Source organism: uncultured Sneathiella sp. (assembly GCF_963976355.1).
In the GTDB taxonomy this organism is placed as follows: Bacteria; Pseudomonadota; Alphaproteobacteria; order Sneathiellales; family Sneathiellaceae; genus Sneathiella.
In genome coordinates this window covers 612,055-630,980 of record NZ_CAXBKA010000001.1, presented here as the reverse complement: position 1 = coordinate 630,980, position 18,926 = coordinate 612,055, and the positions used below count along the sequence as shown (strand labels likewise).

The 18,926-nt window shown below is 51.7% G+C and carries 17 protein-coding genes; 10 read left to right on the top strand and 7 right to left on the bottom strand.

The genetic code is table 11. The features are described 5' to 3' along the window. The first annotated feature begins 13 nt into the window (after window positions 1–13). The 10 genes from AAC599_RS03025 to AAC599_RS02980 all read left to right on the top strand — a co-directional run bounded on the left by AAC599_RS03025 (window position 14) and on the right by AAC599_RS02980 (window position 10,922). The gene (locus AAC599_RS03025; protein WP_340148922.1) at window positions 14–1,300 is read left to right on the top strand and encodes a glutamate-5-semialdehyde dehydrogenase; all 1,287 of its coding nucleotides are present in this window, start codon (window positions 14–16) and stop codon (window positions 1,298–1,300) included. A 7-nt stretch (window positions 1,301–1,307) separates the two neighbouring features. Then, the gene (locus tag AAC599_RS03020) at window positions 1,308–1,913 is read left to right on the top strand and encodes a nicotinate-nucleotide adenylyltransferase (protein ID WP_340148921.1); all 606 of its coding nucleotides are present in this window, start codon (window positions 1,308–1,310) and stop codon (window positions 1,911–1,913) included. Between the two features lie 75 nt (window positions 1,914–1,988). Then, on the top strand, window positions 1,989–2,348 hold the full coding sequence (gene rsfS / locus AAC599_RS03015; protein ID WP_340148920.1) for a ribosome silencing factor: 360 nt from the start codon (window positions 1,989–1,991) through the stop codon (window positions 2,346–2,348). Window positions 2,349–2,390: 42 nt separating this feature from the next. Then, window positions 2,391–2,849, top strand: a complete 459-nt coding sequence (gene rlmH, locus AAC599_RS03010; protein ID WP_340148919.1) for a 23S rRNA (pseudouridine(1915)-N(3))-methyltransferase RlmH — start codon at window positions 2,391–2,393, stop codon at window positions 2,847–2,849. Window positions 2,850–2,891: 42 nt separating this feature from the next. Continuing rightward, a complete protein-coding gene (gene gpmI / locus AAC599_RS03005) occupies window positions 2,892–4,472 on the top strand; it encodes a 2,3-bisphosphoglycerate-independent phosphoglycerate mutase (protein WP_340148918.1) in 1,581 nt (526 codons plus the stop codon). A 64-nt stretch (window positions 4,473–4,536) separates the two neighbouring features. Next, the gene (locus AAC599_RS03000; RefSeq protein ID WP_340148917.1) at window positions 4,537–5,781 is read left to right on the top strand and encodes a peptidoglycan DD-metalloendopeptidase family protein; all 1,245 of its coding nucleotides are present in this window, start codon (window positions 4,537–4,539) and stop codon (window positions 5,779–5,781) included. After that, window positions 5,781–7,073, top strand: a complete 1,293-nt coding sequence (locus AAC599_RS02995; RefSeq protein ID WP_340148916.1) for a S41 family peptidase — start codon at window positions 5,781–5,783, stop codon at window positions 7,071–7,073. The genes AAC599_RS03000 and AAC599_RS02995 overlap by 1 nt, the downstream gene beginning before the upstream one ends. Window positions 7,074–7,222: 149 nt before the next feature. Beyond that, window positions 7,223–8,647, top strand: coding sequence for a divergent polysaccharide deacetylase family protein (locus tag AAC599_RS02990; protein ID WP_340148915.1), 1,425 nt, complete (start codon window positions 7,223–7,225; stop codon window positions 8,645–8,647). Then, window positions 8,644–9,123 (top strand): RNA pyrophosphohydrolase, encoded by a 480-nt coding sequence (locus tag AAC599_RS02985; RefSeq protein WP_340148914.1) that lies wholly within the window; start codon window positions 8,644–8,646, stop codon window positions 9,121–9,123. The genes AAC599_RS02990 and AAC599_RS02985 overlap by 4 nt, the downstream gene beginning before the upstream one ends. A gap of 419 nt (window positions 9,124–9,542) precedes the next feature. Further along, window positions 9,543–10,922, top strand: coding sequence for a hypothetical protein (locus AAC599_RS02980; RefSeq protein WP_340148913.1), 1,380 nt, complete (start codon window positions 9,543–9,545; stop codon window positions 10,920–10,922). Window positions 10,923–10,955: 33 nt separating this feature from the next. Here the strand turns inward: AAC599_RS02980 and AAC599_RS02975 are convergent, their stop codons facing one another. From AAC599_RS02975 to AAC599_RS02945, 7 genes are all read right to left on the bottom strand, one after another. Continuing rightward, window positions 10,956–12,401 carry a HAMP domain-containing sensor histidine kinase gene (locus AAC599_RS02975; RefSeq protein ID WP_340148912.1) on the bottom strand — a complete coding sequence of 482 codons (1,446 nt, stop codon included), beginning with the start codon at window positions 12,399–12,401 and terminating at the stop codon, window positions 10,956–10,958. Window positions 12,402–12,542: 141 nt separating this feature from the next. Then, window positions 12,543–13,883 (bottom strand): FAD-dependent monooxygenase, encoded by a 1,341-nt coding sequence (locus tag AAC599_RS02970; RefSeq protein ID WP_340148911.1) that lies wholly within the window; start codon window positions 13,881–13,883, stop codon window positions 12,543–12,545. A 132-nt stretch (window positions 13,884–14,015) separates the two neighbouring features. After that, the gene (locus tag AAC599_RS02965; RefSeq protein ID WP_340148910.1) at window positions 14,016–14,417 is read right to left on the bottom strand and encodes a F0F1 ATP synthase subunit epsilon; all 402 of its coding nucleotides are present in this window, start codon (window positions 14,415–14,417) and stop codon (window positions 14,016–14,018) included. Window positions 14,418–14,443: 26 nt separating this feature from the next. Continuing rightward, window positions 14,444–15,865: a F0F1 ATP synthase subunit beta gene (atpD, locus tag AAC599_RS02960; protein ID WP_340148909.1), complete on the bottom strand. Its 1,422-nt coding sequence runs from the start codon at window positions 15,863–15,865 to the stop codon at window positions 14,444–14,446. A 51-nt stretch (window positions 15,866–15,916) separates the two neighbouring features. Then, window positions 15,917–16,795 (bottom strand): F0F1 ATP synthase subunit gamma, encoded by an 879-nt coding sequence (locus AAC599_RS02955; RefSeq protein ID WP_340148908.1) that lies wholly within the window; start codon window positions 16,793–16,795, stop codon window positions 15,917–15,919. A 31-nt stretch (window positions 16,796–16,826) separates the two neighbouring features. Beyond that, window positions 16,827–18,356, bottom strand: coding sequence for a F0F1 ATP synthase subunit alpha (gene atpA / locus AAC599_RS02950; protein ID WP_340148907.1), 1,530 nt, complete (start codon window positions 18,354–18,356; stop codon window positions 16,827–16,829). Beyond that, window positions 18,356–18,916: a F0F1 ATP synthase subunit delta gene (locus AAC599_RS02945; protein ID WP_340148906.1), complete on the bottom strand. Its 561-nt coding sequence runs from the start codon at window positions 18,914–18,916 to the stop codon at window positions 18,356–18,358. The genes atpA and AAC599_RS02945 overlap by 1 nt, the downstream gene beginning before the upstream one ends. Between the last annotated feature and the right edge of the window lie 10 nt (window positions 18,917–18,926).

Genomic DNA, 18,926 nt, shown 5'->3' with positions numbered 1-18,926 from the left:
ACGGGGAAACTCTATGACTGCACAGCCTCAAATCACCGAAAGCAACTCCATCGCCCAGATGATGGAAGAATTGGGCCGTAGCGCACGCAAAGCTGCGAAGACGATGTCTCTCGTTCCAACGGATGCGAAGAATAAGGCATTGAAAGAAGCCGCCAGCGCCCTGCGCGCCCGCCGTCAGGATATTCTTGAAGCCAATGCAAAAGATATGGCGGCGGCCCGCGAGAAGAACATATCGCCCGCACTCCTTGATCGGCTGGAACTCAATGATGCCCGCATCGAATCCATGGCTGCCGGGCTGGATGAAATTGCAACATTGAAAGACCCGGTTGGCGATGTCATCGCTGACTGGGATCGTCCGAATGGCCTTGAAATATCGCGCGTCCGCGTCCCGCTCGGAGTTATTGGAATCATATATGAATCACGCCCCAACGTCACCGCGGATGCCGGAAGCCTCTGTCTGAAGGCGGGCAACGCCTGTATCCTGCGTGGTGGATCAGAGAGTTTTCATTCCAGCCGGGCTATATGGTCCTGCCTGCAGGATGGGCTACGCGCAGCCGGACTGCCCGTTGAAGCGATCCAGATGATCCCGACAACCGATCGCGCCGCTGTTGGCGAACTTCTGAGTATGAGTGAGTTCGTTGACGTGATCGTTCCCCGCGGTGGCCGTAGCCTGATCGAGCGTGTGCAAAAGGAAAGCCGCATTCCGGTTTTCTCCCATCTTGACGGGCTGGTGCATATATATATCGACGAACAGGCCGATCCGGCCAAGGCGCGCGAGATCGTGTTCAACTCCAAAATGCGGCGGGTCAGCATCTGTGGCGCGCTCGAAACTCTTCTGGTAAACCGGGATGTAGCGACACAGCTGCTTCCCGATATTCTGGATGACCTGTTGGCAGCCGGATGCGAGGTGCGCGGCGATGAGGCCGTTCAGGCCCTTGATTCCCGTGTCAAAGCCGCCACCGAAAACGACTGGCACACGGAGTATCTTGAGCCCATTCTCTCCATAAAGGTTGTCGATGATCTGGCCGCGGCGATTGACCATATCGATACATATGGCTCGCATCATACCGATTGCATCATCACAGAGGACGATGCCGCCGCGAATGTTTTCATGCGGGAAGTTGACAGCGCGATTGTGCTGCAAAACGCCTCCACCCAGTTCGCAGATGGCGGAGAATTCGGCATGGGTGCGGAAATCGGCATTTCCACCGGCAAGATGCATGCCCGCGGACCGGTTGGTGTTGAACAGCTGACCAGCTTTAAATACGTCGTTAAAGGGACTGGCCAGACGCGGCCTTGAGTTTATTATGCAGGCCCTGAAAATCGGATTGCTGGGCGGTTCGTTCAACCCTGCCCATGACGGGCATCGCAGGATAAGTCTGGCCGCGCTGCGCCTGCTGGGCCTGGATCAGGTCTGGTGGCTGGTATCGCCGCAAAATCCTCTGAAATCCCAAAAGGGCATGGCAGGTTTCACCGAGCGCTTTGACGCCGCAAAAGCAATTGCACGGCACCCCAAAATTGTGGTCTCCGATTTTGAAGCCCGCATAGGGGAGCAACGAACAGTACGTACCCTTGCCGCACTCAAAAAGACATATCCGCAACACAAATTCGTCTGGCTCATGGGTGCGGATAATATGGTCCAACTGCCCGAATGGCAGCAATGGGAGCAGATTATGTCACTCGTTCCGATCGCGGTGTTCAATCGCCCCGGATATACCTATAAAGCATTAAACGGAAAGGTTGCTCTCAAATACCGACGCCAGCGCCTTAAGAGCGGGCTCAAGGGTGATTACCGACGCCAGCTGGCGGATATGCGCCCTCCCGCCTGGGCATTTTTGCCGGAAACAACGATTGAGCTGAGCAGCACTCAAATAAGAAAATATCGTGACAATGCAGGAAATACTTGCTCTTAAGCCAAAAAATTCCCAAATTATAAGAGTAAGGATGTGAAATTGATCACTGTAACTGGAGAATAATTGATCCCTATTATGAAAGCTAACAAAGCTGTAGTTGCTAAACTCCGCGATCTCGTTGAAAAAACATTGAGCGACGACAAAGCGGAAGATCTTGTCTCTATCGACCTTGCCGGAAAAACTTCCTTCGCTGATTACATGATTATTGCCAACGGTCGCTCCACCCGACAGGTGGCGGCAATGGCAGATCATTTGAAAACGCGCATCAAGGAAGAGGGCTTTGGCACTGTTCGGACGGAAGGACAAACCAGCGGCGACTGGATATTGGTCGATGCCGGTGATGTCATAATTCATCTCTTCCGCCCGGAGGTTCGGAATTTCTACAACCTGGAGAAAATCTGGGCGCCGGATATTCCGATGGAGATGATCAGCTAGCATCCCGTAAGGGAATTGGCTTCTGTGGAAGAGGAGTAGTGGATGCGCCTCGTTGTCGCCAGCGTTGGCAGGTTTCGGGGCGGACCGCTGCAGGAAATGTATGCGGACTATGCAGGCCGCCTGCCTTGGCCGATAGAACTGAGAGAGGTTGAGGAGAAAAAGCCCCTTAAAGGTGAAAAACGCAAGGCCCGGGAAGCTGAGCTTTTGATAAGCGCCGTTGCCGACGGTGCCACCCTGATCGCGCTGGACGAAAAAGGGAAATCCATGACCAGCCCCGAGTTTGCCAAAATGCTCGGCCAATATGCTGATGAAGGAATACAGAATCTCGCATTTCTAATTGGCGGTGCGGACGGACATAGCCGTGCCACCCTCGACAAGGCCGATCAGCTTCTGTCTCTCGGGCCCATGACATGGCCACATTTGATGGTGCGGGGGCTACTTGCGGAACAGCTGTACCGTGCATCTTCGATTTTGTCGAACCACCCTTATCATCGCGTATGATAATAATGGAATCTTAAGTTTAAGGGGATTATAAAGGCGATTATGAAAAATCATCCTGACCAATCAACCCCGCGGCCGGTAATGCTGTGTATTCTCGATGGCTGGGGATATAGCAAAACTGCGGTCGATAACGCCATCGCGGCTGGAAACACACCGAACTGGGATCGCCTGATTGCTACGCGACCGCACAGCCTGCTGGGGACCTCCGGGAGGGATGTCGGCCTGCCGGACGGTCAGATGGGAAATTCCGAGGTCGGCCACATGACCATTGGTGGCGGGCGCGTCATTCTTCAGGATCTTCCCCGTATCAACCATGAAATTGAAACGGGGCTCCTGGCAAAAAATCCTGAAATTCTTGACGTTATTTCCAGATTAAAAGCCTCAGGTGGACGCTGTCATATTGCCGGTCTGCTATCACCGGGGGGGGTACATTCGCATCAGGATCATATGGTTGCCCTTGCCCAGATCATATCGGAAGCGGGAATTTCTGTTCACATCCATGGCTTTATGGATGGTCGTGATACACCACCGAAAAGCGGTGCCGGCTATGTAACCGAATTTGGAGCCAAGCTCAATAGATTGACCAATTGTCATATTGCGACGCTAGTAGGTCGGTATTTTGCGATGGATCGGGATACAAACTGGGACCGGGTTGAACAGGCTTACAACGCAATGTTTGACGGAACCGGCGCTCCTTTCTCAAATGCCGCCGTGGCCCTTGAAACTGCCTACGCAGCGGGTGAGACGGACGAATTTATCAGCCCTCGCATTGCCGAAGGATATGATGGCATCAAAGACGGGGATGCCATTATCATGGCCAACTTCCGCGCCGACCGGGCCCGGGAAATTCTGACGGCGATCACTGACGAAAACTTCACGGGCTTTGTCCGCCACCGCCGTCCGGCACTTGTCGCTGTAAAAGGAATGGTCGAATATTCGGCGGCCCTCGCCGATGTAGCTCCGGCTCTGTTTCCGCCAGTAGATGTCAAAAAAACGCTTGGTGAAGTTGTCGCCAGCGCCGGCAAAACGCAGCTCCGCATTGCGGAAACGGAGAAATATGCCCACGTCACCTTTTTCCTGAACGGGGGCGAAGAACGGGTTTATGAGGGAGAGGAACGCATTCTGGTTCCCAGCCCGAAAGTCGCGACCTATGACCTAAAACCTGAAATGTCTGCTTTTGAAGTCCGGGATAGACTGGTTGAAGCCATCAAATCCGGGAAGTTTGATCTGATCGTCGTTAATTTCGCCAATCCGGACATGGTTGGACATACCGGAGTGATGGAGGCCGCGATCAAGGCTGTCGAAGTGATTGACGAATGTATTGGCGATCTCACCAAAACGATCAAAGAAGTCGGCGGCGCGATGGTCATTACAGCCGACCACGGCAACATCGAAGTGATGCGCGATCCTGATACCAACTCACCCTATACATCCCACACGACAAATCTTGTCCCCTTTGTCGTGGCTGTAGGTGAAAACGATGCCATTGTTCATGATGGTACGCTTGCCGATCTTGCGCCGACCGTATTGAATCTGATGAAGCTGGAAGTTCCGCCGGAAATGACCGGAAAAAACCTTGTCGAAGAGAGGGAGAGGCTGGAAACAAACCGTGTTGCGTCTTAAGTTCAGTTCGCGTCGTCGCGTTTACCGATATCCCATAACCATTGGTTTGATTGGGATCATCATATTGTTGTCGCCCGTGACCTCCCTCGCCGCCCCAGACGATGATCTCAAGGCCCTGCAAGCGGCATTGAGCGCAGCGGAGAACCGGCAGGAAGATATTGCTGCTCAGCTTGAAAACCTCGACGGCGAAATCAAGACCCTCAAACAACAGTCCGTTACAGCAGCCCGAAATCTGACGCTTCTTGATGAGAAACTCGTCGATGTGGAAGAGCGGCTGGATCAGATACGGCAAGTGGAGGACAATACCCTCCAGGACCTTGAAAAAAGGAATGCCGAACTTGCCGTAACGCTGTCCGCTCTGGTTAACCTTAGCCGCCAGCCGGAGGGAACCTTGATGGGAAACCCGTCCGGTCTGGTCGACAGCTTACGGGCCTCTACCTTGCTGCAATCGATCCTGCCGAAGCTTAAAAATGATGCGGACCAGCTTGCTGTCCAGTTAAACGCCCTGGCCAGCCTCCGTGCGGAATATGCAACGGAGAGAGAAGAATTCAGCGCGCTTCGTGACGAACGCATTGCGGAACAGGACGCCCTAGATCAGCTTCTCTCGAAGAAACGCGCCGCTCAAAGCAAGGTAGAAAGTGAACGAGAGAACGAGCAGCAACGCCTTGAGAAACTTGCTGCCGAGGTTCGCGATACGACAGCATTGCTCTCACGGATTGAGCAAGACAAAGCCCGACAACTCGCTGCCGAGAAAGAACCGCTTGAGCGAGAAATCGCCGCGAAGGAAAAAGAAAGAAACGCTTTAGCCGCTGTCGAACCCGATAAAGAGATAGCACAGCCCCCACAGCCGGTACAAAAACCGGAAGTGTCCCGTAAACTGGCCAGCCTAGGTCCAACCCGTCAGTTTACGGATGCGAGAGGCTTGCTTCCATTACCAGTTGGCGGCAGAATCGTCACGCGCTATGATGAAAGTGACGACGTCAGCCATAAAAAGGGAATTACGATAGAGACGCGCCCGCAAGCGGCCATTATCTCGCCTTTTGATGGTCAGATCGCCTTTGCCGGCCCTTTCCGGCATTACGGGCTGCTGCTGATCATTGATCACGGCGATGGATACCATACATTATTGGCGGGTATGGGGTCCATCGACGGAACGGTCGGCCAATTGCTACTCGCCGGGGAACCGGTTGGCCGAATGGAAAGTAGTAGTAAAGAAAGACCAAAGCTCTATATGGAGCTTAGAAACAACGGAGCCCCCATTGACCCTGTCCCCTGGTTAATGGCGGAGAATAGAAAGGTTAGCGGATAATGAGACATGTTGTAACAGGAGTGTTGGCGGCGTTAGTGCTCATATTATCGATCGCCATTATTGCAACTCCGGATGAGCGTGTGGAAGCCAGTTCCGAGACTTATCGGCAACTGAATCTCTTTGGCGATGTTTTTGCCAAGATCCGCGAGGATTACGTCGAAGAGGTTGATGACGAAAAACTGATCGAAGCCGCCATAAACGGTATGTTGAGCTCACTCGATCCGCATTCCAGCTATCTCAACCCCAAGAATTACGACGGTATGAAAGTGCAAACGCGCGGCAAATTCGGCGGGTTGGGCATTGAAGTGACCATGGAGAATGGTCTGGTGAAAGTCGTTGCCCCTATAGACGATACACCAGCGGACAAAGCCGGCGTTCTCGCCGGTGACTACATCACCCATCTTGACGGCGAACCGGTCCTTGGCCTCACGCTTGCCGAGGCAGTTGAGAAAATGAGGGGGCTGGTTGATACGGACCTCAGCCTGACGATCCGTCGTGCCGACCAGAAAGAACCGATTGAAATTACCTTGACCCGCGCCATTATTACGGTCCAGTCCGTACGGGGCCGGATTGAGGATGGCGATATACTGTATGTCCGCATTTCCAGCTTTACAGAACAATCAGATAGTGGCCTTCGCAAAACCATCGAGCAATTAAAAACTGAAGTAGACGGAGATTACAAGGGCCTCATCCTAGACCTCCGAAACAATCCCGGCGGACTTCTCGATCAGGCAATTGCAATCTCGGATGATTTTCTCGAAAAAGGAGAGATCGTTTCAACCCGCGGCCGCAATTCCGACGACGCCCAACGTTATAACGCAAAACCGGATGACATCGTCGATGGCAAGCCGATTGTCGTTCTGATCAATGGCGGGTCCGCCAGCGCATCCGAAATTGTGGCGGGTGCCCTTCAGGACCACGGCCGTGCCGTTGTTCTTGGCACCAAAAGCTTTGGTAAAGGCTCAGTCCAAACGATTGTACCACTTCAGGGGAACGGTGCGATGCGTATGACAACGGCCCGCTACTATACGCCGTCCGGCACCTCAATCCAGGCGAAAGGCATTGTCCCGGATATCGAGGTTGAGCAAGCCAAACTTGAAGTTCTGGAAACTGCCCGCGGGCGTTCTGAGGCAGATCTTCGCAACCACCTTGAAAACAGCGACGAGCCACAGACCTCTGACAGCTCGAATGAAGAGGATATGGAGGCAGCCGACATACTTGACTATCAGCTTCTTCGCGCAAAAGATCTGTTAAAAGGTGTCTGGCTGTTTGCGAAAAAGGAAGTCAAGTAGTGTCAACATCTTCAGTCCTTCCGTCGGAAATTAGTAGAGTGCGCAAATAACCGCCTCGCCGGAAGGATCAACTTTATCGGCGGATTGCTGTGAGAAATTCGATTAATGATCAAAACGCGAAACCGGCACCGAAAAACAAGGTGTCGGTTTTGTTTATTGCATCTCTGGCGGTAATACTCGCGATAATCGGCGTCACCAGCTGGGCCTACTTTAGCACGCCGGCTCGCCCCAAAGCACTAATCGCCACTGCCAGTACTGAGATTAGCAAAACGATAGAAATTTCGGCCGCACCGGTTGAGGTTGCTGAGGAACCGGAGCCTCCGGAACCGCCGACGGAAAGTATTGAAACAACGGAATCTGAGGCATCGGAAGAAGAAGCTCCCTTGCCAGAGATCGAAACACAAGCTGAAGCTGTTGCCGAGGCGGGTCAGCCTGAGCCTGAATCCATGGAGCAGCCAGTCCCAGTCGACACAGCAGAGCCCCCCACCTCCGATAGCCCTCCGACCAGCTCAATCTTAATCCTGCCGGAGCTTGGAGATCAGGAAGAACCACAGATTAGCCCAAGCCGGCCAACCGATAGTCCGCTGGCTGATCAATCTGAGCAGGAAGAAGAAACTTCGACATTTATTCCCCTCCCTGAGGATACCGCGTGGCCGGAACTTCCCGATGAGGAGCCCGAAGAAACAGCATCTGAAGAAGAAGAGCAAGCATCGCAAGATGAAGCGGATACGGTCGCCGCGAGTGAGCCAGAGGCCACACCAGAAGTAGTGCCCCCGAGTGAGACAGCGGAGGAGCGGTTGCCGCAAATTAATACTCCGGCGGAAGAACCTGTCGCCGAAGCGCCCAAGACGCCAATGGAGGAGTTTGCCGTCGCGTTTGATATAAGCGACGATCGCCCCCTCATAGCAATCATTCTCAGTGACGTCGGCTTTAGCGCAAGCCGGACACGAGAGGCCATTGAAGTTCTGCCCGCACCCGTTACCTTTGCCTTCAATCCGTATGGCAGTAATCTTCAGAATTTTGTCGATCAGGCAAGGAGCAAAGGTCATGAGATTCTGCTGCAACTTCCTATGGAACCAAAGGGGTATCCACAGATAGATCCAGGCCCACAAGCCCTCAGAACCGATCTTGAAGACGCGGAAAATCTCGAGCGCCTTGACTGGGTACTTGACCGCATTAAAGGCTATGTGGGGCTGACGAACCAGATGGGCTCGAAATTTACATCGGAGCCGGCGTCGATTACGCCGATCCTTCAAGCTATGAAGGAAAAAGGGCTTCTCTATCTGGATAGCAGGACAGCGAGTGACAGTGTGGCCGCCAATATTGCCGCCGAACTTGACATTCCGGTTGCCATCAACAACCGGTTCCTGGATCACAAGGCGGACGGCGATATCATCGATACACGTCTGGAAGACCTTGAAAATATCGCTCAGCGGGTCGGATTTTCCGTCGGAATAGCCTATCCTCACACTGAGACATTTCAACATATAATAGACTGGGCCAGTACCCTGGATAAAAAAGGGCTCACCTTGGCCCCCATATCAGCCCTTGTTAAAAAGCAGGATATCGAATGACCGAGAAAACGCCACCTGAGCACCTCCCCTACCGCCCCTGTGCAGGAATGATGATCTTGAATAAGAAAGGGCAGGTCTTTGTCGGAAAACGGATCGACATGATCAGTGAACATTGGCAAATGCCGCAAGGCGGTATAGACGATGGGGAACAACCGCTTGACGCCGCTCTTCGTGAACTGGATGAGGAAATCGGCACTCGCGATGTTGAGCTTCTTCATAGCTTGGAAGAATGGCTAACATATGACCTTCCTGACGATCTGATCGGCAAAGTGTGGAAAGGTAAATATCGCGGGCAAAAGCAAAAATGGTTCTTATTCCGGTTTTTGGGAGAAGATCAGGATATAAATATCGTGACTCACCATCCTGAATTTTCGGAATGGAAATGGGCGGAAGCGTCGGAAATTCCACAGCTGATCGTACCCTTCAAGCGTGATCTTTATGAGACAATTCTGCAAAGATTTGGACCCAAACTTTAAAACCCAAGGCACACCGATTTTGCCTCCACCGCTATCAGTGGTACAGCCCTAATGATAAATTTGTATATTTCCCAACATGTAGTATTTCCATTCTTTTCAACTAAAATGAGACTTAACTGGTTGTGTTTCCATTTAAGTTCCGCTTATAATCTTAACTAGTTGTTAACTGAAGACTATTGCTTATAGTTAACAAAGTTGGTTAATTTTTGGTGCGTCAGAAGCTTGTCTTGTTTGTTCATGTCGTTACTAAAGAGATCAAAAAAATTAACGGCTTGCAAATAGGATGCATAGCCAATAGCCTTTCTAGGATGTCTTAGTAGTCGTTTAGTGAGCGTAGAATGAAACATTACGAGGAGCTAACCGGAGGAGAGGGGAGACGCGTTTTTTATCGCGCTGAACGATTCAATGCGAAAACATTGATGAGCAGTATCTCACCTGTCATTGATGTTGATGACAAATCCTTTGATCTTTTTGACATCAGCATGAGCGGCATCAGTTTTGTCAGCCCACAGAATTTTTCTTGGCTTGAGGACATGAATAAAGATGTTCCGCTTAAGCTCAAATTAGGGGCGACAGAAATTTTTGCAGGGAATGGGAAGATCCGTCGGATCGAACCCCACGAAAGCCAGCATAAAGTTGCGATTGAGCTGACAAAGGGCTTTCTCGATATTCAAAAAATCCTTGATCAGCATGATGACTTGGCCCTTCAACAGGCCGTCACCGTAGGACTAGCGGATGAGTCTCACCTGGTTCCGGCCGAATATAAGGAAGCAATCAGCGATGCGGTCTATATGCTCCGCTCCATTCGTAAGGTACTGGACAAGGTTGAAAGTGATCTCAATCGCGACGATTCCAGACGGGATGAGCGGATAAAGGATATTATCGTAGCATGCGAGACAAAGGCTTTGACCCGCTGGAAAGAGATTTCCAGAAAATGCCTGGCAATTACGCAATCTCTAGGGAATGACGAGGCGGCCATTGAGGCAACCAAAAGATATACGGAGCTGGTGTTGACGCCGGAACTCATGGCCGGTGCAAGCTGGAATCGCGCATATACAAAGCCGCTTGGATATCCCGGCGACTATCAAGTCATGAATTTCGCGTATAATCTCAATTTGGAAGGGGATACTGCCTACGCAAAATTCTGTCACCGTCTTGGGACCTCGACAGGGGAATTCATTGCAACCCGGATGACAATGACCAAGCAGACCATTGCCAATCTGAGCACGAAAGGCGCCGCCAAGGGGAAAACGCGCTTCAAGGTGGCGAGCCTCGGCTGCGGGCCGGCGCAGGAAGTCGCGAATTATCTGAAAACATCAAAACTGCCGCTATCGATGGAATTTACCTTGATAGATCAGGATCACGACGCCCTTTCCTATGCGTACAACAGCACCTACCCTCAAGTCGCGCGGCTGGACGGCATGGCATCCGTTAAATGCCTTCATGCCACCTTTCTCGAGTTTCTGGCGACGGGTAAGCTATTTAGAAAGCTTGAAAAGCAGGATCTGATCTATGCCGTCGGCCTTGCGGATTACCTCGGTAAAAAGCGGGCGACTAAGCTTGTCAATGATCTTTACAGCAACCTTTCCCCCGGCGGAACTTTGCTTATCGGATGTATGCGTACCTCTGAGGAAAGTCTTGAATGGCAGGTGGAATATGTCTGCGACTGGACACTCGTTCATCGCAATGAACAAGAAATGCTTGAACTTGCGCGGGAGATTGATGTAGAGGCGACGCGTGAAGTTGCGGTTGATTCGACCGGGCATTGCCACCTTCTGATCATCGGCAAACCGGAGTAATTTTGCCGTAGCAGTTCCTGTTTTCTTTGAGCTTTAGCCGCGGGCCTGACGGTGATGCCGGGTGTCATCAGAGCTATGGTTGACCATGCGCTCTTTTGGAAACTCTACAATCGCAACCGTTCCCTCACCCAGATGGCTTTCCAGAGTAATGGAGCCATTATGCAATTCCATAATATTTTTCGTGAGCGGCAACCCAAGTCCCGTTCCCTCATAGTTGCGGGACATGGAGCTTTCGATCTGGACGAACGGAGCAAACACCTTTTGAATATCTGCCGGGTCGATGCCAATCCCCGTATCCTTGATCCGGACCCGAAGACCGCCGTTTCGAACCTCTTCAAAGCTGATCGCCACTGATCCGCCTTTATGGGTAAATTTAACCGCATTGGAGAAAAGGTTCAGAAATACCTGTGCAAGCAACCGTGGATCGCCAATCATATGATAGTCATGCCCCGGGACATCAAAGGCAAGACGAACCCCCCGCTCCGCAGCATGATCCCGAATGATCCGTAAGGTCGAGTTTACAGTATCGACGATCGAAACCTCCTCATCCTGCAAAACCAGCTTGCCTGCCTCTGCTTTCGAGAGGTCAAGAATATCATTGATAATACTGAGCAAATGCTGTCCGCTGACATTTATGTCCTTTGAATATTCCTTGTACCGCTCCTGCCCCAGCGGGCCAAACATCTCTTTTTCCAATATTTCCGAAAAGCCGATGATGGCATTCAAGGGTGTCCGCAGTTCATGCGACATAATAGCCAGGAATTCAGATTTTGAATGGTTTGCCGCCTGCGCTTTCTCGGCAAGTTCATCACTTTTCACGCGCTCCTCATCGAGCATCATCATATTGATAAAGTCTTTTCGGCGGGCAAGTTCCTGAATGTAACTTGCAAAAATGCTCATGGCCGCAGCGCAAACGAGAAAGAATGCATTCTCCAGTAAATCCAGAAAAGGCAGCGGGTTTATGACGGTCGTGACAATGAAATATAGAAACAGCAGGAATATGGTAACCGCTGTTGCATAGAGGAAGCGCACCGGCGGAACACAGCAGGTATAGATAAAGACCGGTACCAACCCTGCAAAATAGATCGACCCGCCAAGCGGATCCGCGAGGGCAATCATAGCAATAACACCGGAACCACTCGCCAGCACGCATACTGCAGAGATTGGCTGCGCATATGGCTGGGTCTTCAGCCAGAATGTCGACAGGGCCGCAAGAATAAAGAACGGGCAGATTATCAGAAATCGGATTGCCCATGCTTCATACAGGATTTCCGGGATGGCATAGATATCCAAAATAGCAAAGATTGCATATATGAGGACTGCGCCAGTAAGCGATAATCGGATTACAGGCAGAGCTTTTTTCAGCTCGAGAGCATTATGAAGCTTCTCCACATCCTTTTCTTTGAAGTGGAGAGAAAACATATCAATTTTGAACTTACCATCGCCGAAATGTCTGGCGATACGTTCAAGTTTCCACATTTATACCTGCTAAGCTATCCAAATAGGCAAATGACGTATTTCACAAGTCAATGAAAATAGAATGTAAAGGTTAATGACGCCTTAATTCGAGGTATTTTGCCAATATTTTATTGAACTTAAATGCAGTTTATGCGGCACTGATTAGTGTTTCAGAAACGTCCGATAAAGCATTTTGGGGGCGAACAATTTGGTCGGAGGTTCTGCGAAATGCATGACACGGTAAAACTGCTTTGCGACCTCTGGATCATTTGACGCCATTACCTTGTCTTTAAACCATCTTGTGAGCGCAAATGTCGAAGGACGCTTCCCTTTGGTGGTCGGGTATTTGAAATCCTCACCAACGGCCATTTCCCATGATACGTCGAGTATCTGTGCAACGTCTTTAAAGAAAAGCCTGGCGATTGACGTCGGGATACTGACCCCGGATTTGCTGATTTTTTCGAGGTTTTTCTGAAGAGCAAGTGCTTCCAGGGCCGCCACAGTGATGCCCTGACCGAAAAACGGATTTGCCCGGCAAACGGCATCGCCGAGAACAATTAGCCCTTCCGGAAAGCTCTTAACCTCTTCGAAATGTCGCCGTATCGCTTTTTTAAACTTGAACGAGCGGATTTCTCCAACAACCTTCGCGGATTTTACAGTCTCATAAACATCCGTCTCTGGCAGGGATTTAAAAAATTCGAGAAGCTCCTCGGATGTCGTCGGAGGATAGTCGCCGCAATACCCGGCTGCCGTTACCATCCATTTTCCACCTTCAACAGGGACAAAGGCCCCGGCGCGTGTTTCTTCCGGCGCGTTCGGATAGATAAGCACACTTCTATAACGCCCCTTCCAGCTCTCCGGCACTTCCATGAGGCAGCTTGAATAGGCGAAATCCGGCTCTACAACGCTTTCTCTTGGGACGGGATAACCCATTGCGGACAGTCGTTGGATGATATCGGTTGACGCGCCTGAGGTTTCCACGAAGAGCTCGGCCTTTTCCTCGCTTTCCTGCCCCGTTGTCACGTCTACCAGTGTCACGGATGTAATTTTATCGCCATTTTCGGAAAGGCTGTATTTTTTGCTCTTCGCCCCATATTTGAACGTTATATTTTCCACATTCGCAACACGACGCCGTAAAACGAGCTCAAGCATAGGCCGGGTCTGAAAAAAGGTTGTCATGCCGCCGTCGAACGGCGGCATCCATTTCCCGGCAACGCGCCATCGCACCTCGTTACCAAGGACGGCCGTCTGGGATCCGGCCTCCAGCATTTCTGATTTTATACCCGGAAACAAGTCTTCCAGTATTTGTTCGCCCGCGTTCAACAGAACATGAATATGATGCCCTTGTGGAACACCTTTTCGCGGAACGGGCGTACTTGGCTGATTGTCTTTCTCGACTATCACCACCTGCTGGAAATAATCAGATAATACACGCGCTGCAAGAAGGCCGGCAAACCCGCTTCCTGTTACAATGGCTCTTTGATACTGCTTCTGATCAGGCACTGAAATTCCTCAAGACATTTACGCATTTCGAATGTTCCGAGAATATTAGGCACCCTGAAGCGCAAAGTCAGCAACTCTTGCATAAAAAAAGGGGCCAATGGCCCCTTCCTTATCTTTGCGCTGTGAACGCTCTCATGCCATTGCATCAAGCAGCTGTTGGAGGTGATCGCGATTTTCTGCGGCGCGCCGACGCGTCTCATCGTCTTTCGCATCCTCTTCATCTTCACGCGCATTCTGAATACGCTGTTCCAGATTGGCACGGTCAAGGTCCGCGACATAAATTGCTTCTTCCGCCAAAACTGTCAGCTTATCGTTGGAAACTTCAGCAAACCCGCCATTGACGAAAATTCGGTCCTTTTCCTTATCCCCGTCATAGATACTGATGACTCCGGGGCGCAACGTCGACGTAATCGGCGCATGCCCTGCCAGCACGGCAAAATCACCTTCCGCGCCAGGGACTACAACCATTTCGAATTGGTCCGAAAGTAGTAGCTTTTCGGGCGAAACCAGATCCATAGTGATCATCTCGGCCATATCAACATTCCTTCAGGCGGCAATAATTAGGCGGCTTCCGCGGCCAGTTTCTTCGCCTTTTCAAGTACTTCCTCGATACCACCGCACATGTAGAACGCGGCTTCAGGAAGTTCATCATATTCACCGGCAACGATTTTCTCGAAAGCGTCGAGCGTATCTTCAAGCTTGACGAATTTGCCGGGAGAACCGGTAAAGACTTCGGCTACATGGAATGGTTGGCTTAGGAAACGCTGGATCTTACGCGCACGGGCAACGATAAGCTTATCCTCTTCCGACAGCTCATCCATACCCAGAATAGCAATAATATCCTGCAGCGATTTATAGGTTTGCAACGTTTCCTGAACCTCACGTGCAATTTCATAGTGCCGATCACCAACAATCGCCGGATCAAGCATGCGCGAAGTAGAATCGAGCGGGTCCACCGCCGGATAAATACCAAGCTCTGCAATCTGACGGGACAGAACGGTCGTCGCATCCAGATGGGCAAAGGACGTAGCCGGCGCCGGGTCAGTCAAGTCGTCGGCGGGAACGTAAATGGCCTGCACTGATGTAATCGAGCCCTTGTTGGTTGATGTAATGCGCTCCTGAAGCGCCCCCATGTCAGTTGCCAGCGTTGGCTGATACCCCACAGCGGAAGGAATACGACCAAGAAGTGCGGACACTTCCGAACCTGCTTGCGTAAAGCGAAAGATGTTGTCAATGAAGAACAGCACATCCTGACCTTCAACATCACGGAAATATTCAGCCTGCGTCAAACCGGACAAAGCAACACGCATACGTGCTCCGGGTGGTTCGTTCATCTGACCATATACAAGCGCCACTTTCGATTTATCGCCTTCCAGATCGATAATGCCGCCTTCAATCATTTCATAGTAAAGATCGTTACCTTCACGGGTACGTTCCCCCACGCCAGCAAACACGGAGTAACCGCCATGGCCCATGGCAACGTTATTGATCAGTTCCATAATCAGAACCGTCTTACCCACACCGGCGCCGCCAAACAGGCCGATTTTACCGCCCTTTGCGTAAGGGGCTAGCAGGTCAACGACCTTAATGCCGGTAACCAGAATTTCAGCTTCGGTCGACTGGTCAGCAAAGTCAGGAGCCGGCGCATGGATTGGCGCAGTTTTATCGGTCTTGACCGGGCCCCGCTCATCCACTGCCTCACCCACCACGTTCATAATGCGGCCAAGAGTTTCAGGACCAACCGGCATACGAATTGCGTCACCCGTATCGGATACTTCCTGTCCGCGAACCAGTCCTTCGGTCGCATCCATAGCAATCGTCCGGACAGTATTCTCGCCGAGATGCTGTGCCACTTCTAGTACGAGCCGCTGACCATTATTCTCACAATGCAGCGCATTCAGGATTTTGGGCAGCTCCCCATCAAATTGTACGTCTACGACGGCGCCCAATACCTGGGTGATTTTGCCGACATTCTTTGCCATTTTCATGCTCCCTACAGGGTCACTTCAGTTCTTAACAATCGATGGAAAAGCTTAAAGAGCTTCCGCACCGGAGATAATTTCAATTAGTTCACTCGTAATCGCTGCCTGGCGTTCACGGTTATATTGCAGGGTCAATTTATCAATCATTTCCCCTGCGTTACGGGTCGCGTTTTCCATAGCCGACATACGGGCACCTTGTTCAGAGGCCGAGTTTTCGAGAAGGGCCCGGAAAATCTGCACCGACAGATTACGAGGAAGCAATTCTGCGAGAATTTCCTCTTCGTCCGGTTCATACTCATACACAACATCCCCCGCCCCTGTCTCCGTACCTTCGGGAACAGGGGCAGGAATGATCTGCTGACCCTGAACTTCTTGCGTCATGACGGACACAAACTTAGCGTAAAATATGGTGCAGACGTCAAATTCTTCAGCGTCAAACATAGCTAGAACCCGCTGAGCAATCGGCAGTGCATCGCTGAACCCGATCCGCTTGGAAGCTGAGAGATCCACCAGACCGATGATCAGATGACCATACTTGCGTTTAAGCGCATCACGCCCCTTCTTACCAACACAGAGGATTTTGACATCCTTACCCGCTGCAATGAGTTTATCGACCCTCAGCGAAACGGCTTTGGCGATCGAGTTATTGAATCCGCCGCAAAGCCCGCGCTCACCAGTTGCCGCGATGATCAGATGCCGTTGATCAGAACCGGCACCCGCCAGAAGCCTCGGCGCATCATCACGCCCCACCATGCCGCTTGCGAGCGAGGCCATCATGCTGTCCATACGTTCAGCATAAGGCCGGGCAGCATTCGCGGCTTCTTCCGCATGACGGAGTTTTGCCGCTGCCACCATCTTCATGGCCTTGGTGATCTTCTGCGTTGATTTTACGCTGCTGATCCGGTTTTTGAGTTCCTTAAGGTTCGCCATGTTACGGCTATCCCTTTCCTAAGCTCAATTTTTAAGCAAACGTCTTCGAGAAGCCGTCAAGAATATCAGTCAGCTTCGCTTCGCTCTCGCTGGAAAGAGCCCCTTCCTTCAAGATTGTATCAAGAAGGTCCTGATGCTTCGCATGCATTTCCGAAAGAAGTTGTTTTTCAAAGTCGCCAATCTGGCCAACCTCGATCCGGTCGAGGAAACCGCGCACACCGGCGAAGATCACAACAACCTGTTCCTCCATGGTAAGCGGGCTGTACTGCGGCTGTTTCAGCAGTTCCGTCAGGCGCGCACCGCGAGCCAGCAACCGCTGCGTTGCCGCATCAAGATCGGAGCCGAACTGCGCAAAGGCCGCCATCTCACGATACTGCGCGAGTTCCAGTTTAATGGAGCCGGCAACCTGTTTCATCGCTTTCGTCTGCGCGGAAGAGCCCACACGAGACACCGACAGACCCACGTTAATGGCCGGACGAATGCCCTGATAGAAGAGTTCCGTCTCAAGGAAGATCTGGCCATCCGTGATCGAGATAACGTTGGTCGGGATGTATGCCGACACGTCCCCGGCCTGGGTTTCGATAACCGGCAATGCTGTCATTGACCCAGAGCCATTATCTTCGTTCAGTTTAGCCGAACGTTCCAACAGGCGGGAATGGAGATAGAAAACGTCGCCTGGATAGGCTTCACGTCCTGGCGGACGACGCAGCAGCAGGGACATTTGACGATAGGCAACCGCCTGCTTGGACAGATCATCATAAATGATCAGGGAGTGCATGCCGTTGTCACGAAAATATTCCGCCATTGCGCAACCGGTAAATGGAGCCAGATACTGAAGCGGTGCCGGGTCGGAGGCCGTTGCCGCAACAACGATCGAATATTCCAGCGCACCGTTTTCTTCCAGCGTCTTCACAACCTGCGCAACCGTGGAGCGCTTCTGGCCAATAACGACATAAACGCAGTAAAGCTTTTTGCTTTCATCATCTGTCGCGTTGACAGACTTCTGGTTAAGGATAGCGTCAACCGCAACAGCCGTCTTACCGGTCTGGCGGTCACCAATAATCAACTCACGCTGACCACGCCCAACCGGCACAAGGCTGTCAATGGCTTTAAGGCCCGTCATCATCGGTTCATGCACAGACTTACGCGGCATAATGCCCGGCGCTTTCACATCAACGCGGCGGGTTTCCTCTGCATCGATCGGGCCCTTGCCGTCAATTGGGTTGCCAAGGCCGTCCACGACGCGGCCCAGCAGGCCCTTGCCAACACCTGTTTCGACAATTGCGCCTGTCCGCTTGACCGTATCGCCTTCACGAATGTCGCGGTCAGAGCCAAAAATCACAACACCGACGTTGTCGGTTTCCAGGTTCAGGGCCAGCCCCTTAATACCGCCCGGAAATTCGACCATTTCACCGGCCTGAATATTATCCAGACCATAGACACGTGCCACACCGTCACCGACGGAAAGCACCTGGCCAACTTCTGAGACTTCAGCTTGCGTATCAAAACCCGCAATCTGTTGTTTAAGAATTTCGGAAATTTCTGCGGCGCGGATGTCCATCACCCAACCCCTTTCATCGCAAACTTAAGATTCTGAAGCTTGGTTCGGATCGAGCTATCGACCATACGTGAACCAACTTTGATTACAAGGCCCCCGATCAGGCTCTCATCAATATCTGATTCGAGACTGACATCACTGCCAATGGCAGATTTGAGAGCCGCTGACACAGCGTCAAGCTGACTTTTCGTGAGTTTTTTCGCAGAGGTGACCCGCGCCACCACTTCGCCCCGCTCCGCGGCGAGCAACTGGCCATAAGCTGCAATCATGTCGGACAGCGCAAATAGCCGCCGATTTTTGGCAACCGTTCCAATGAACCTCCGAACCAGATCGCTCACACCCAGTTTTTCAAGAACGGCGCCCATCGCCCGGGCTTGATCATCACGGCTGATGACCGGGCTTTTGACCAGACGGGCAAGATCTGCATTCTCATCCATCATCGATTTGATTGTCGCCAGATTGCCAGCGACGTCGTCCAGTTGTTTGGCAGATGCCGCCAAATCAAACAGGGCCGTCGCATAACGACCCGCGATACCGGAAACTGTTATGTTCTCAGCTGACAAGAAACGATCC